At 71.9% G+C, this 14580-nt stretch carries 11 protein-coding genes; 3 read left to right on the plus strand and 8 right to left on the minus strand.

All coding sequences use genetic code 11. The features are described from left to right. Positions 1–17 precede the first annotated feature (17 nt). Entirely contained in the window at positions 18–1973 is a 1956-nt protein-coding gene (locus tag ACZ6JS_RS07745; protein ID WP_469296621.1) for an AfsR/SARP family transcriptional regulator, read from the minus strand. Positions 1974–2720: 747 nt separating this feature from the next. On the opposite strand from ACZ6JS_RS07745, the gene ACZ6JS_RS07750 reads away from it, so the two are divergent. Further along, positions 2721–4199, plus strand: coding sequence for an NDP-hexose 2,3-dehydratase family protein (locus ACZ6JS_RS07750; protein ID WP_469296623.1), 1479 nt, complete (start codon positions 2721–2723; stop codon positions 4197–4199). 85 nt (positions 4200–4284) lie between these two features. On the opposite strand, the gene ACZ6JS_RS07755 is transcribed toward ACZ6JS_RS07750, so the two are convergent. After that, positions 4285–4893 (minus strand): dTDP-4-dehydrorhamnose 3,5-epimerase family protein, encoded by a 609-nt coding sequence (locus ACZ6JS_RS07755; protein WP_136231075.1) that lies wholly within the window; start codon positions 4891–4893, stop codon positions 4285–4287. 287 nt (positions 4894–5180) lie between these two features. On the opposite strand from ACZ6JS_RS07755, the gene ACZ6JS_RS07760 reads away from it, so the two are divergent. Further along, positions 5181–6041, plus strand: coding sequence for a class I SAM-dependent methyltransferase (locus ACZ6JS_RS07760; RefSeq protein WP_469296625.1), 861 nt, complete (start codon positions 5181–5183; stop codon positions 6039–6041). Here the strand turns inward: ACZ6JS_RS07760 and ACZ6JS_RS07765 are convergent. The 6 genes from ACZ6JS_RS07765 to rdmE form a co-directional block, all read right to left on the minus strand. Next, entirely contained in the window at positions 6019–7263 is a 1245-nt protein-coding gene (locus ACZ6JS_RS07765) for a DUF418 domain-containing protein (protein ID WP_469296627.1), read from the minus strand. The two genes, ACZ6JS_RS07760 and ACZ6JS_RS07765, sit on opposite strands and share 23 nt — an antisense overlap. 21 nt (positions 7264–7284) lie before the next feature. After that, complete coding sequence (locus ACZ6JS_RS07770) at positions 7285–8094, minus strand: FkbM family methyltransferase (protein ID WP_469296629.1); 810 nt, start codon at positions 8092–8094, stop codon at positions 7285–7287. 77 nt (positions 8095–8171) lie between these two features. After that, positions 8172–9455: an activator-dependent family glycosyltransferase gene (locus ACZ6JS_RS07775; RefSeq protein WP_469296631.1), complete on the minus strand. Its 1284-nt coding sequence runs from the start codon at positions 9453–9455 to the stop codon at positions 8172–8174. 27 nt (positions 9456–9482) lie between these two features. Then, positions 9483–10634, minus strand: a complete 1152-nt coding sequence (locus tag ACZ6JS_RS07780) for a cytochrome P450 family protein (RefSeq protein ID WP_469296633.1) — start codon at positions 10632–10634, stop codon at positions 9483–9485. 24 nt (positions 10635–10658) lie between these two features. Continuing rightward, complete coding sequence (locus ACZ6JS_RS07785) at positions 10659–11453, minus strand: phytanoyl-CoA dioxygenase family protein (protein ID WP_469296635.1); 795 nt, start codon at positions 11451–11453, stop codon at positions 10659–10661. Between the two features lie 48 nt (positions 11454–11501). Further along, entirely contained in the window at positions 11502–13109 is a 1608-nt protein-coding gene (gene rdmE, locus ACZ6JS_RS07790; RefSeq protein WP_469296637.1) for an aklavinone 12-hydroxylase RdmE, read from the minus strand. A gap of 167 nt (positions 13110–13276) precedes the next feature. Here rdmE and ACZ6JS_RS07795 point away from each other — a divergent pair, with 167 nt between their 5' ends. After that, positions 13277–14563 carry an activator-dependent family glycosyltransferase gene (locus ACZ6JS_RS07795; RefSeq protein ID WP_469296639.1) on the plus strand — a complete coding sequence of 429 codons (1287 nt, stop codon included), beginning with the start codon at positions 13277–13279 and terminating at the stop codon, positions 14561–14563. Positions 14564–14580 lie beyond the last annotated feature (17 nt).

Consider the following 14580-nt stretch of genomic DNA (forward strand, 5'->3'; position numbering starts at 1 on the left):
GGGGGCGGGGGCGGGGGTCAACACCGGCGGCGGTCCGGCCGGATGCCCTCGTGCTCCAGTCCGTCGACCGAGAGGGTGTCGAGCAACCGCTCGCGGGCGTACACGCGGGTGAGTTCGGGGAACTCGTAATGGGCCCCGCCGTCCTCCCACCGGACGATGTTGATCAGGTGGCTGTCGACGAAGCGCTGGAGCAGGTGCTCCACGCTGCGGCTGTCGCTGCCGAGGAGTTCGACGACGGAATCGACGGTGAACCGCCTGGGCGGGAGGATGCTCAACAGCCGGAAGACGCTCTGCTCCACACGGCCGAGCCCTTCATAGCTGAAGTCGTACCGGGAGCGTACGTCGAGTTCGCCGAGGCGGAGCTCGTCCAGCAGCTTCTCGGAACAGTTCAGCTGGGTGGCTAAGCCGGACAGGGTGAGCCCCGGACTGCCGCTGAGGCGACCCCCGATGCACCGCACGGCCAGGGGATGTCCGCCGACGGTCTCCATCAGCTGGTTGGCCGCGTTGCGCTCCCGCCTGACCCGGGCGGATCCGATGATGCGGGCGAGCAGCTCGCGGCCCTCGGCGGTGTCCATGGCGTCGAGGTTGACGTTCCAGGCGCCGCCCAGGCCGTGCAGGCGCCTGCGGCTCGTGATGACCACGGAGCACTCCGGGTCGCCGGGGAGCAGGGAGCGCACGTCGGCGAGCGAGGACACGTCGTCCAGCAGGATCAGCAGGCGCCGGCCGACGGTGGTGGAGCGGAACAGCTTGGACCGTTCCTCCGGGTCCGCGGGGATCTCGGATTCCGCGACGCCCAGGGCCCGCAGGAATCCGTGGAGCACTTCCGAGGGGTCGGTGCCCCTGCCGGTGGAGCCGCGCAGGTCCGCGTAGAGCTGTCCGCCTTCGAAGAACGGCCGGACGGTGTGGGACATGTGCACGGCGAGCGCGCTCTTGCCCACGCCGGGCATGCCGCTGATGACCGCGACGGCCGGTGCCGTGGGGGGACGGTCGCACTCCCCCACCCCGGCCAGGAGGGCGGGGGCCTGGTCCACGATGGACTCCCTGCCGGTGAAGTCGGCGATGTCCGGCGGGAGCTGGGCGGGTGCGGCGACGCCGGGTGCGGCGGGCCGGGGTGCGGCGGCGGGCCGGGGCGCAACGGCCACCGGCGGATCTTCCGGGTCGGGATGCCCGACCGGGCCCCGGTCGGGCTCGATCAGGACGGGCTGCTGGTGGCGTTCGTACAGCACACCCCCCGTCGCCTCGGACAACAGCGCCTGGTGGAGCGCCCGGAGCTCCTTGCCCGGTTCGAGGCCCAGGTTGTCGATCATGCTGCGCCGCAGCACCTGGTAGACCTCGAGTGCCTCGTGGCGCCGGCCGGAGCGGTGGAGGGCGATCATCAGGGAGGCGTGCACGTTCTCGTGGAGCGGACGGCTGAGCACCAGCGACTTGAGCTCGCTGATCAGCTCCTGGTGGCGTCCCAGCTGGAGATCCGCCTCGATCCGCAGGTCGAGGGTGCGCTCCCGGAACTCCTCGAGCCGTGTCACGTACGAGGACAGCAGGCCGCCCGGCACGACGTCGACCAGCGCGGACCCGCGCCAGAGCGCGAGGGACCGGCGGAGCGCCTCGGCCGCCCCGGCCGGGTCTCCGTTCTTCAGCAGAGACTTGCCCTCACCGGCTTCCGTTTCGAATCGGTGGAGGTCGACGGACCGGTCGGGAATGGCCAGAGTGTATCCCCCGGGTCGAGTGAAGAGGATTTCCTCTGAATTCCGTGCGGTAAGAATCTTCCGGAGTTTGTAGATATACGTCTGGAGTGTGGTCATCGCACTTGCGGGAGGGTCGCTCTCCCACAATTCGTCGATAAGTTCAGAGGTCTGCACCAGTGTGTTTCTCCTCATGAGGAGAAGGGCTATCACCTGGCGCGGCTTGGGTGCAGTGGGCACTACATTGCGCGGACCATCGAGAATCTCTAATGGGCCGAGCATCCGGAAGTCCATCTCACGTCCCCCGTTCAGTGATGCTGTGACACTGCGTGTTCACAAGGGGTTCGAGCGCCGCCCGGCCGAGTAAGGGTCACGAAGCGACTTCTCCCCTGACTTTGCACTAAGTTAACTCTTCCATTAAGGCGGGGCAAGGCCATATGCCACCGTCCTGGGCCCAACTCGCCCGGACAGCACCGGCGACCTGCACACCCGTTGACCGAAATCCGCCGAGGATTAAACGGAACAGGATCTTCCAAGGTGTGCCCGCCCTGGGGCGCCATGACGGCGTCTCGATTCCGCTTCGAATTCACGCCAATCACCCACGGAAATGCGCCTGTTCTTTTCGGCGGGCACAACCGTCGGGGTGCGGTGGTGACGGGCCCGGGGCGGTGCCGGCTCCGGAGCCTCGTCGCACCGACGCGCCGCTCCCACTGGAGGCCGCCACGATCCTGGCTCGACCCCGCGGGGAGGGGTCCACCGTGCGAACGGATACGGGCGCGTGGGGGGCGTCATGACGACAACCATCGGACGTCGCCCTCGAAGAACGATCGAACCCCCGGCCGCGGCCCCCGCGGAGGTTCAGGGAGATTCGAGGTCGTTGCTGGCAGCCCGCACTGTACTGGGCCCTGCGCGCCGTCGACGGCCCCACCTCCACGGGAGCATCCGCGGACACCGGTACGGCCACCCTCCTCGACGCCGCGGACGCGGAAGACCGCCGAGTACGCAGCACGACCCTGTCCTCCCGGCGCAAAGGAATCCCTGGTGAACAGAACCGCCCTCCCGCTTCCTTCTCCGACCGCCCTCCGCACGCTCCAGGACCGGCTCGCACGGTCGGCCCTCACCGAGGAGAGCCGGGTCCGCCAACCGGCCCCGTTCGCCACCTGGTTCGCCGACGCCCGCGAACGGTCCGGCCTCCGGGTCGACCGCGTGGGCCTGGACGACCTCGAAAACTGGGAGCGGGATCCGCGCACCGGAGCGCTGCGGCACTCCAGCGGCGGCTTCTTCGCCATCGACGGGCTGGACGTGCGCTTCCCCTCGGGTCCCGTACCCCACTGGCAGCAGCCGATCATCCACCAGCCGGAGGTCGGCGTACTCGGCCTGCTGGCCAAGGAGTTCGACGGGGTGCTGCATTTCCTCATGCAGGCCAAGGTCGAGCCGGGGAACAGGAACCATCTGCAGCTCTCTCCCACCGTGCAGGCCACCCGCAGCAATTACCTGCGGCTGCACAAAGGGCGCGCCGTCCCCTATCTGGGGTACTTCCAGGAGAGGACGCGGCACCGCGTCGTCGCCGACGTGCTCCAGTCGGAACAGGGCGCCTGGTTCTACCGCAAGCGCAACCGCAACATTGTCATCGAGGTCACCGAGGACATCGCCGTCGAGGAGGACTTCCGCTGGATGACCCTCGGCGAGATCCACCGGCTGCTGGCCGTCGAGGACATCGTCAACATGGACACACGCACCACGCTGTCCTGCCTGCCCCTGGCCGGCGGAGGCCTCGACGTCCTGCTGGACACCGGCGACGGCTTCCGGGACGCCCTGGCCCGCTCGTGCGCCGGGGAGCCGGGCGGGGTGCACGGCGTGGACGAACTCCAGAGCTGGATCACCGAGCACCGCGCACAGAACGACCTCACCACCCGCCCGGTACCGCTGGTCGAGCTGCGCGACTGGCGCAGCTCGCCGGAGCGCGTCTCCCACACCAGCGGGCGGTTCTTCTCGGTGATCGGGGTGAACGTCTCCGCGGGCACGCGCGAGGTCCGCGGCTGGTCCCAGCCCATGCTGGAGCCGCACGGCACCGGCGTCATCGCCGTGCTGGTCAAGCAGATCGACGGGGTGCTCCACATCCTGCTGCGGGCCAGCGTGGAGCCGGGATACGTGGACGGGGTCGAGCTCTCCCCCACCGTCCAGTTCACCCCCGAGAGCGTCCCGCCGGGCGCGTCCCTGCCCCGCTTCGTCGACGACGTGCTGTCGGCCCCGCCGGAGCGGACCAGGTTCGCCTGTCTGCTGTCCGAGGAGGGCGGCCGTTTCCACCACGCCCTGAACCGGTACCTCGTCGTCGAGGCCGAGGGCGACTCCGACGCCGAGTCCATGGAGGACCGGGACTTCCGCTGGGTGACCCTGGATCAGCTCAGCACCCTGCTGCGGCACAGCCACTACCTCAACGTACAGGCCCGCACCCTGGTGGCCTGTCTGCACAGCCTGCTGGCTCCGCGGAGCTCCGGCGGCGAGGCGCTGGTCCTGTGAGCGGGTGAGCCGGCCGGACGGCTACCCATGGGGGCGGCCCACCGGATTCCCGGTGGGCCGCCCCCACGCGTCGTACCGCCGCCGATCAGGCGGGGCGCAGGGCCCGGTCGATCGCCAGGCACTCGGCGTAGTCGGGCAGCAGGCCGTCCGACGCGGCCTTCTCCAGGGTGGGCGCCGCGAGGTCGCGCTCGGAGAGGACGGGCTCGATGTCGCCGGGGATGGGCAGGGCGAGGTCCGGGTCGAGGATCGACAGCGCCAGCTCGTGCTCCGGGACGTACTCCCCGGAGAGCAGGTAGGACACCACGGTGTCGTCCTCCAGTGCGACGAAGCCGTGGGCCACGCCGACCGGGAAGTACACGGAGCGGAAAACCTCGGTGTCCAGCAGTACGGCGTCCCACTTGCCGAACGTGGGCGAGCCGACCCGGACGTCCACCGCTATGTCGAGCGTCCTGCCGCGCGCGCAGTAGACGTACTTGGCACAGCCCGGCGGTGTCAGCGTGTAGTGCAGTCCGCGCACCACGCCCTTACGTGACCTGCTGTGATTGGTCTGGGCCACGCGGAAAAGCGTGTGACCGCCGGTGGCGTCGGAGAACGCCGACTCCTGGTAGGGCGACAGGAAAATGCCGCGCTCGTCGTCGAACACGCGCGGGGTGAATTCGATTGCGCCCTCGACGGAGAGTTTCCGCGACTCCATGGAGGAAACCATGCCGGACTCCCATTCAATGCGGTGATGTGCGGTCTGTGGCCCGTGAGCGCCTGGGTCCCGTGTCCGGCGTGCCAGGATCGGGGGTCTCCACCGGGCCGTCGTGCTGCTGACGATGATGGCCGCGGGGTCTCGTACGCGCCTCAACGACGGCTGGACGCCGCGGGCCCCGGCCGGGACCGCGGCGGGGCCCGGTCCATCTGCCCTCGAGTGCTTTCGCAGGTGCCGGCCGGACGATGGTGGGCCGGACACGCCGACCACTCCTGGGAGCGACGCACGTGGACAAGACAACCTACAAGGCCCATGTCACGGCCGCCTTCGACCGCGCCGCCGGGTCCTACGACCGGATGGGGGTCACCTTCTTCACCCCCATGGGGCGGCGCCTCGTCGAACGGGCCGCGCCGCAGCCCGGACAGCGTGTGCTGGACGTCGGCTGCGGGCGGGGGGCGTGCCTCTTCCACGCCGCCGCGCTCGTCGGCGACCGGGGCCGCGTCCTCGGCATCGACATCGCCCCGGCCATGATCGAGGAGGCGCGCAAGGAGGCCGCCGACCTCGGCGTCGCCAACGTCGAGCTGCGCGTGATGGACGGGGAGTGCCCCGATCTGCCGGCCCGCTCCTTCGACGTCGTCACCGGCAGCTACAGCCTGATCTTCTTCCCGGATGCCCGGGCCGCCCTGCCGCGCTACGCCGAACTGCTCGCCGACGGCGGGCGCATCGCCTTCACGAGCCCGGTGTTCGACGACGACACCTTCCCCTTCCTCCCGCCCGTCTTCACCGAACTCATCCCGCGCTCGCTCCTGGAGAACCTGCCGCCGCAGTGGCGGCCGGAGGAACTCCAGAAGCGCTTCAACAGCTGGCTGGCGAAGGAGGCCGACCTGCGCCGGGCCCTGGAGGCCGCGGGTTTCCACGCGGTGGAGGTCACCGACGAGCCGGTCGACCTCGTGGCCCCGTCCGGCGAGGCCTGGGTTGCGTGGTCCCACACCCAGGGCATGCGTCTGCTGTGGGAGCACCTGCCCGACGACGACCGGGAGCGTCTGCGGGTCCGGCTCACCGGGGCCCTGGACGAGATGCGCCACGACGGCGGGCCCCTGTCGATCGAGACGCCGGTGCGCTATGTCACGGCGACGGTGGCCCGTTGACCTCGCGCACCGCGCTCTCGCGCTCCGGAGCGGCGGCGGCCGCCGGCCGGGTCCGGCGGGTGCCCCTGGCCAGCAGCGCCTCGGCGGGCCCGCGCCGGCCCCTTCGGCGCAGCAGCTCGGCGAGCAGCACACCGGTTCCCCAAGCGCCGAGGGCGACGAGCGCGGACCCGAGCACGCCCACGCGGTCGCCGAGCCCGAAGGCGTACGGGGCGAACAGCACGAGCCAGACGACCGACTGCCAGACGTAGGCGCTCATCGAGCGCCGGCCGCAGGCGGCGACGGCGGTCGCGGCCCTGCTCCGCCGGCCCTTCAGGCGCAGCGCGAGCAGGGCCACCGCCGCGGCGAGGCCGCAGCCTCCCGCGTACCCCGTCAGTACGTGCAGGGCGCTGAGCCCCCAGGTCACGTCGGAGGGTGCGGTGGTCCACACCCCGGAGGTGACCAGCGCCAGCGGCAGGCCTCCGGCGACGCTCAGGGCGGTGCCCGTCACCGCCACCCGGCGCAGCAGGACCCGGTGGCGGCCCGGCTCCTCCAGGATCCGCCGGCGGGCCGCGTGCGCACCGATGAGGAACGGGCCGAGCGACATGACGGCGAACAGCGGTGTGGTGATCACCCAGGTGCCGATGCGGTACGCCGCGTCGGACACCGGGTCGGCGGCGAGGAACATCGCCGCCGCGGTGTCGTCCGGGTCGCCGGAGACCCCCGCGGCCAGCATGCTCGCGTACAGCACCGTCCCCACGGCGACACCGGCGCCCGCCACCGTGAACAGGATGCGGTCACGGGCGTCCGTCAGGCCGACGGCGACCAGGGCGAGCAGTCCGTAGGCGCCCAGGACGTCCCCGGCGAACAGCAGCAGCGCGTGGACGGCCCCGAACAGCAGCAGTCGGCGGGCGCGTCGCCGCAGCACCCGGCGCGCACCGGGTCCGTCCCGCCCCCGTTCCCTCTCGCGCGCGAGGATCCGGCCTGTGCCGTAGCCGAACAGCAGGGCGAACATGGGGAAGCTGCGGCTGTCGGCCAGCACCGTGAGCACCCCCGCCGTGGCTGCGTCCGCGGGCGAGCCGGCGACCGGCGGATAGCCCCGGATCACGGTGGCGCTCCCGCTGACGAACATGTGGGCGTGCACCAGGGCGACGATCAGCAGCATCATGCCCCGGGCGAGATCGGGGGCGAGGGCGCGGTCCGCCGTCGCCCCGGATCCGGACGGACGCGGAGCGCCGTCGCTCATCGGCCCTTCCTCCTCGGCATGTCAGTCCCGCTCCGCCAGCACCAGGTGGACACTGCCGCCGACGTAGACCCCCCACTGGGAGACCGTGGCGTGGAAACCGAGTCCGGACAGCCGTGAGACGACCCGGCCGAGCCGGCCGTCGATGTCGTGGACCTCGAGGAGGACCCGCCGGATACGGGGCCAGCAGCCCTGGTCGATGCCGTCGAGGACGTCGAGTTCACCGCGTTCGACATCGATCTTGAGCAGGCCCACCCGGTCGACGCCGTGCTCCGCCATGACGGCGGCCAGGGTGGTCACCTCGACGGTGACCCGCTGGCTCACGTTGAAGGTGCGCCGCACGACCTCCCTGGTCTGCTCGTCGGCGCCGATGTTGTCGAGGTGCGCTTCGAGGTTGCGGGCGTCGTCCTCGGCGTCGTCGTACAGGGTCGAGGCGGAGGCCACGTAGGGCCGGTAGGTCAGTTCGGACGTGCCGGGCGCGGCTCCCAGCGCCTGCCGGAAGGCGGTCGCCCCCGGCAGGTGGCGGGCGAGGTTGTCCTCCAGACAGGTGTAGGCCTTCGGGGCGGGTTCGAAGGCGAGCACGCGGCTCCCCGGGGCCAGCCCGCCGAAGAGCAGGGACGCCAGCCCGATGTGGGCGCCCACGTCGATGACGGCCTCGCCGGGGCGGAGGCCCTCGGCCGCCTTCCGGTAGGGGGCGGCGCTGCTGATCTCCTCCCAGAGGGTGTGCGCCTCCGCTTCCTGCACCGCCGACAGCACGCGGCCGTCGGGCAGTTCGCAGCGGGAGACGGGAAGGTCGGTGGGCAGTTCGTCGGGGAGATCCCACGGATTCGGCATGGCATCGAATCTGCGGGACCGGTCTCGAGGGGCGCACGAGGAGCACTGGTCCACCGGTTGGCGGGCCGGTGGACCGGTCATCCGCGGCGCCGGTGCTCCCTGGTCATCGCCTCGAGGACGGGCACGACCTCGTTGGGCGTCGGCATGGCGCGGATCTCGTCACGGAGCGCGCCGGCCCGTTCGGTGTAGGAGGGCTCGTCGAGCAGCCGCAGGATCTTCTCGCGGAGTACCTCGGCGGTGAGGTCGCGTGCGGAGACGGCCAGGGTGGTGCCGGACCTCTCGTACTCCTCGCCCATGTCCTCGCTCACCCACTCGTAGCCGACGATGACGACCTGGGGGACGCCGTGCAGGTCCGCTGTGGCCTTCGTCTGGTAGCCGGCGTGGTGCACGATGACCGAGCACGACGGTGCCAGTTCGTTGAGCGGGACGAAGTCGGTGGTGCGGATGTTGTCCGGCAGGTCGGGCAGGGCGCCGCGCTGTGCCGGGTCGAGGGCGGCGATGATCTCGACGTCGAGTCCGGCCAGGCTCCGGAAGAGGGCCTCGAGGGTCTCGCCCAGCCGGAACCGCTCGGACTCCTCGCTGGTGATGGACGTGCCGAGGGTGATGCACACCCGGCGGCGCTCCACCGGTTCGTTGAGCCACCCGGGTACCACGCAGCGCCCGTTGTAGGGGACGTAGCGCATCGGGACGGTCGGCAGGTCGAGCTCCTGGCGCAGGCTCGCGGGGCGGGTGTCGACGACCCACTGGCCCGTCAGCATGGTCTCGTCGAACCGCCGGTCGCTGCCGAGGCGTTCGAGGGTCCGGTCGATCCACTCGGCCGTCGGGTCCTCGCGCAGCGGCTCGGGCTGCAGGTCCCGGTGGCGTACGAAGTGTCCGCGGGTGACCATCTGCAGGGCGAGCTCGGGTCCGGACACCAGGCGGGCGTGGGCGGCGCCGGTCGCGGCGGCGACGACGGCCCCGGCGATCGAGAAGCTCTCCCAGACGACCAGGTCGGGCTGCCAGCTGCGGGCCGCCGCGACGAGCTGGTCGATCTGCGCGTCGTTGTTGAGCGGCTGGTAGAGGGCGGGGACGACCATGTTCTCGTAGGAGAGGTGGTCCTCCCAGGTCGCCTTGGAGGGGTCCTGCTTGCTGGTGCCGATCTCGTTGAAGAGGGAGATCGCCTCCTTCTGGAAGCCGTCGAGCTGTTCCCAGAGGGTGGGCGACTTGATCGGTACGGCGGTCAGGCCGGTCTGGGTGACCGTGTCTACGAGGCTTTCGTTGCAGGCCGCCCGTACCTCGTGGCCCGCCGTGCGCAGGGCCCAGGCCAGCGGAACCATCTGCTGGAAGTGGTTGCCCTCGATCGACGTGAACAGGACTCTCATCGCCGGGTTCCTTTCTGTGGGCGCCGGTCAGCCGGTGGTGAGCGGGCAGCCGAGCAGGTGTCCCGTCACGGGTGAGCGGCGGCTGCGCAGGTGGCCGGCCGTGCGGCGCGGGCGCGGGCCGGCCGCCACCAGTGCGCGCAGGACCGCTTCCGCCTGGGCGCGGGCGAAGGGCAGGGTCACCCGGTGGTGGAGGGCGGGGACCAGTGCTTCGGCCGGGCGGCCGGTGACGAACCGGTCGGGTTCGTCGAAGACCTCGGGGTCGCGGTTCGCCGCGGCGACGAGCACCACCACGCGCTCCCCCGCCCGCACGTGCTGTCCGGCGAACTCGGCGTCGGCGAGGGCGACCGCCGGATGCATCCGTACCGGGGGGTCGTGGCGCAGGACCTCGGCGACGACGAGGGCCGCGTGGCCGGGGTCCCCGGCGACGCGCGACCACTCCTCGGGGTGGTCGGCCACCGCGAGCACGGAGCCGGCGATCAGGCTCGCCGCGGTGCGCACCCCGGCGGTGGCCAGCAGGACCGCGGTCTCGTGCGCGCCGGGCCCCGGTCCGGCTTCGGGGCCCGCGAGGAGCTCGCGCAGCCGGCCGACGGCGGCCGCGGCCCGCCGGGTCACCTCCAGGCGCTGCGGGCACAGCGTGCCGTCGAGGACGACCCCCGCGGCGGTGCAGGCCCGGGCCAGTTCCCCGCGGTCCGCGCCGGCCGGCCCGAAGGCCGCGGCGAGCAGGTCGGTGGGAACGGCCTCCGCGAGGTCGGTGACCAGGTCGAAGTCCGCGGCCAGGGAGCCGACCACCCGCTCGGACACCGTTTGCACGGCGGCGGTGGTCACGGCGTCCCGTGCGTACCCGCGCAGCCGCTCGTAGTGCGCGGCGTCCCCGCCGAGCCCGGCGTCGTCCACCGGTACGTGGGCCTCGTCGTCCGTCAGGGGGCGGTGCGGCCACCCCGGGCCCAGGAGTTCCCCGGAGAGCCGGTGGTCCGCCGTCACCCAGGCGCCCGTGGTGCTGCGCCACAGCGGGCCGAGCGCGCGGATGCGCTCCTGGGCCGGACGGGGGTCCTCGGCGTGGCCGCGCAGGAGGTCGGCGTACGGATCGCCCTTGACCTGGTGCAGCCACACCTCCCCGTGGGCCCGCTGGAGCCGTCTGCCCAGCTCTCCGATGTCCGTGCGGTTCCATGTGCCGTGCATGACGCTCACCTTCGACGGTCTCCTCTAGATGAGGGGGAACTTCTCGTTGTCCAGCGGGTCCCCGGGGGCCATGTGGGAGATGTGGGCGTCCTCGGTACCGGGCCAGTAGGTGCTGCCGTCGTCCATGTAGACGATGCCGTGGCCCATCCGGGGGTTGTCGGTCAGGTTCGCCCCGGCCATGTGGACGGTGCGGCAGTGGTGGAAGGCGACGTCACCGGCCTTCAGCGGCACGGTGATCCGCGGCTGCCAGTCGTAGTCCGGCCAGATGTCGGCGATGGGCCGGTACTCGGCGAAGCTGGTCATGTGGATCTGCCGGTGGGCGGCGTCGCGCAGGTGGGATCCGGGCAGGTAGCTGAGGCAGCCGCTCTCGGCCGGTACGTCGACCAGCGCGACCCAGGCGGTGAGGGTGCGGTCGATGCCGTGCAGCGGGAGGCCCGTCTCGTCGTCGTGGACGATCGTGGGCAGTGTGTCGAGGGTTTCGCGGCCGGACTTGAGGAGGATGTCCGTGCTGTAGAGGCGCAGGGGGCCGCCGGCGAGGCCCTTGGCGATGGCGGTGATCGCCGGGTGCAGCGCGAGGTCGCGCAGCGCCTCGTGCTTGAGCCAGGCCTGGGCGACGAAGTGCACCTGCACCTGGTCCTCGCCGGCGCCCCAGATCTCCGGTCCGTGCTGGGCGATCACTTCCTCGGAGGCGGCCCTGAACCGCTCGACCTCGGAGGCGGTGAGGACCTGGGGAATGCGGACGAATCCGTTCTCCTGGTAGTGGCGGCGGGCCTCGTCGGTGAGGGCGCCGGCCGTGACCGGGGCGCTTCGGGCCGTCATGGCGTGTTCGCTCCTTCGTCGTGGTGGTGGGGTGCGGGGTGGTCCCGTTCAGCGGGACAGGACCCGGGTGAGCGCGTCGCGCAGGGCGGCGGCGGGGTCGTCCGGCCGGGTGGCGGTGCGCCAGGCGACGACGCCGTCGGGCCGGACGAGGCTGGCGCCGCCGGTGCCGATGCCGAACCGTTCGGCGAGTTCGCCGTCGGGGTCGTCGAGACCGGTGGTGGGGCCGTGGACCTCGACGGGGACGCCGAGTTCCCTGCTCGCGCTGCGGGCCCATTGGGTCCAGCCGGCGCCGTCCGCGCCGGTCATGAGCAGCCAGCCGGAGCCGAAGAGGTCCACGGTGGAGATCCGCCTCCCCGCCCTGCGCACCCACACGTGCGGCATCCGGAAGCCGGGCCTTCCGGTGGGCCGGGCCGGGGACTCGACCCGGGCGGGGTCGTCGTCGTCGATGAGGACGGCGTCCGAGCGGTAGCGGAAGCCGAGGATCGCCTCGGCGTAGCCGACGGGCTCCGCCATCCGGTCCTGCAGGTGCGGGGCGAGCCGGGAGGCGTAGAGGGACATGGACTCGTCCATCACGAGCCGGGCCACGAGGCTGCGCTCGGGCTCGTAGCTGTCCAGCAGTCCGGGGCCGGCCTGACCGGTGAGGACGGCGGACAGCTTCCAGGCCAGGTCGTACCCGTCGCCGATGGCCGTGTTGCCGCCGAGCCCGCCGGTGGGGGGCACGACCTTGGCGGAGTCGCCGACCAGGAACACCCTTCCGGCGCGCCAGCGTTCGGCGATGCGGGCCGCCATCTCCCAGCGCTGGACGTCCAGCACCTTGGGCTCCAGGTCGGGTGCGTCCAGGCCGGCGCGGATCAGTTCGAGGCAGCGGTCGGGGGTGAAGTCCTCGGCGGACTCGCCGCGTTCGGGGTCGTACTCGACCAGGAAGGTGTGCCGCTCGGGGCGGTTGCTGCCGATGAAGATCCCGCTGAAGGCGGGGTTGCGCAGGTAGTACAGCCCGGACGTGTCCGAGGTGAGCACCTCGGACAGGTCGGCTTCGAAGATCATGCCGACCACGTGGGACAGCGAGCCGTGGCCCCGGCGGGCGATGCCGAGCCCTTCCCTGATGGGGCTGCGGTCGCCGTCCGCGGCCACCAGGTAGCGCGCACGCACGGTGGTCCGCGTCCCGCTCTCGCGGTCGCGGAGCACCGCGGTCACCCCGTCCGCGTCCTGTTCGTAGGAGAGCAGAGCGGCGGCGAACCGGATCTGCGCCCCGTCCCGGCGGGCCCGGTCCAGCATCAGCGGCTCCAGCTGGTCCTGCCAGGCCAGCGCCCATGCCATCGGGGAACAGGGTTCGGTCGTGGCGACGAGGTTGTCGAATCCCTCCTCGAAGGTGCCGAGCACCTCGCCCCGCACGGTCTCGGCGACCCTGGTCGTGAAGTGGCCCTTGGCCCCGCGGTGGTCGGTGGCGTCCTGCACCTGCTCGGCGATCCCGCCGAGCCGCAGCAGTTCCATGGTGCGCGGGTTCTGGCCGATCGCTCTGGGGTGGATCGACGTCGTCGGATGCTTCTCGGCCATGAGCACCGGCACGCCCAGGCGGGCGAGGAACATCGTCGTGGACAGGCCGCCCAGGCCCGCGCCCACCACCAGTACGTCGACTTCCGTGTCAGCTGTGGCCATCGTCTTCTCCCGCTTCGGTGGCGGCCGTCCTGTCGGACCTCCGTTGCCCGGGGCCGAGACTCGCCGGTGGGCTTCGAAGTTCGCTGGAGGCCCGTCGGCGCGGGCTCGTGCGGGGCTGCGGGAATCCTCGAGTGCGGTACGAACGGGCACGGGCAGGGTGACCTCCCATGCGAGTGCTGTTCACGCCGTTCCCGGCGAGCACCCACGTCCACACCCAGGTACCCCTGGCGTGGGCGATGCGGGCCGCGGGACACGAGGTCCGTGTCGCCACCCGGCCGGACGTGGTCGAGGACATCAACAACGCCGGCCTGACCGCGGTCGCGGTCGGCGGGGTCCTCGACGTCGCGGCCACGATGAATCCGGAGTACACCGACGAGCCCGACGAGATACGTGACGAAGCCTGGCTGGACGTCCTCGACATCAGCGAGACGCGGCCGGAGAAATTGACCCTTCCCTATGTCCACGGGGTGCTCACCGCGTGGACCTCGTTCGTCTACCAGAACACCTTGCCGGACGACACCACCGGGGAACTGATCGACTTCGCCCGTTCCTGGCGGCCCGACCTGGTCGTCTGGGACACCATGTACTACCCCGGCGCGCTCGCGGCGCGGATCAGCGGCGCGGCGCACGCGCGGCTGATGTTCGGGCTGGACCTGGTCGGGCTGATGCGCCAGCACTACCTGCGGGGGCTGGCCGCCCTGCCGCCGGCGCTGCGGGAGGATCCGCTGGAGGAGTGGATGGACCGGATCCTGCGGCGGTACGGCCGGGAGTTCACCGAGGACCTGGTCGTGGGGCAGTGGACCATCGATCCCGTTCCGCCGTCGCTGCGGCTGCCGGTCGACCTGCCGTCCGTGCCGGTGCGCTACGTGCCGTACAACGGCGAGGCGCAGGTCCCCCACTGGCTGCGGGAGCCGCCGCCCCGGCGGCCCCGTGTCTGCCTGACCCTGGGCAGGTCGTTCCGCGAGGTGGTAGGCGCCGACCGGACGTCGGTCGGCGACCTGCTGGAGGCGGTGGCGGACCTGGACGTCGACGTGGTCGCGACGTTCACCGCGGACCAGCTCGATCCGGGCCGGCGCGTACCGGACAACGTGCGGGTGGTCGACTTCGCACCGCTGGACTCGCTGCTGCCGTCCAGCGCGGCGATCGTGCACCACGGGGGGTCGGGCACCCTCCAGACCGCGCTGGCGCACGGCGTGCCCCAGGTGGTCGTGCCGGCCAAGATGTGGTGCAACGTCCCCAAGGCGCACCGGGTGCGCGACGCGGGCGCCGGGCTGTGCATCGATCCGGAGGAGCTGACGCCCGAGGGGCTGCGCGCCGCCCTGGTCCGAGTGCTGGAGGAGCCGTCGTTCCGTGCCGGCGCCGACCGCCTCCGCCGGGAGGTCGTCGCCACGCCGTCGCCCGCCGACATCGTCCCGGTCCTGGAGCGGCTCACCGCCGAACACCGGTCGCGCTAGGTCGTCTCTCCCGGATC

The organism is Streptomyces sp. NPDC046349 (genome assembly GCF_055587885.1).

What these genes read in the sequence shown, in the direction of transcription:
- rdmE (WP_469296637.1), bottom strand. Translation starts at nt 13,109, where the DNA reads ATGGCCACAGCTGACACGGAAGTCGACGTACTGGTGGTGGGCGCGGGC.
- ACZ6JS_RS07770 (WP_469296629.1), bottom strand. Translation starts at nt 8,094, where the DNA reads ATGCCGAATCCGTGGGATCTCCCCGACGAACTGCCCACCGACCTTCCC.
- ACZ6JS_RS07780 (WP_469296633.1), bottom strand. Translation starts at nt 10,634, where the DNA reads ATGCACGGCACATGGAACCGCACGGACATCGGAGAGCTGGGCAGACGG.
- ACZ6JS_RS07795 (WP_469296639.1), top strand. Translation starts at nt 13,277, where the DNA reads ATGCGAGTGCTGTTCACGCCGTTCCCGGCGAGCACCCACGTCCACACC.
- ACZ6JS_RS07765 (WP_469296627.1), bottom strand. Translation starts at nt 7,263, where the DNA reads ATGAGCGACGGCGCTCCGCGTCCGTCCGGATCCGGGGCGACGGCGGAC.
- ACZ6JS_RS07775 (WP_469296631.1), bottom strand. Translation starts at nt 9,455, where the DNA reads ATGAGAGTCCTGTTCACGTCGATCGAGGGCAACCACTTCCAGCAGATG.
- ACZ6JS_RS07745 (WP_469296621.1), bottom strand. Translation starts at nt 1,973, where the DNA reads ATGGACTTCCGGATGCTCGGCCCATTAGAGATTCTCGATGGTCCGCGC.
- ACZ6JS_RS07755 (WP_136231075.1), bottom strand. Translation starts at nt 4,893, where the DNA reads ATGGAGTCGCGGAAACTCTCCGTCGAGGGCGCAATCGAATTCACCCCG.
- ACZ6JS_RS07785 (WP_469296635.1), bottom strand. Translation starts at nt 11,453, where the DNA reads ATGACGGCCCGAAGCGCCCCGGTCACGGCCGGCGCCCTCACCGACGAG.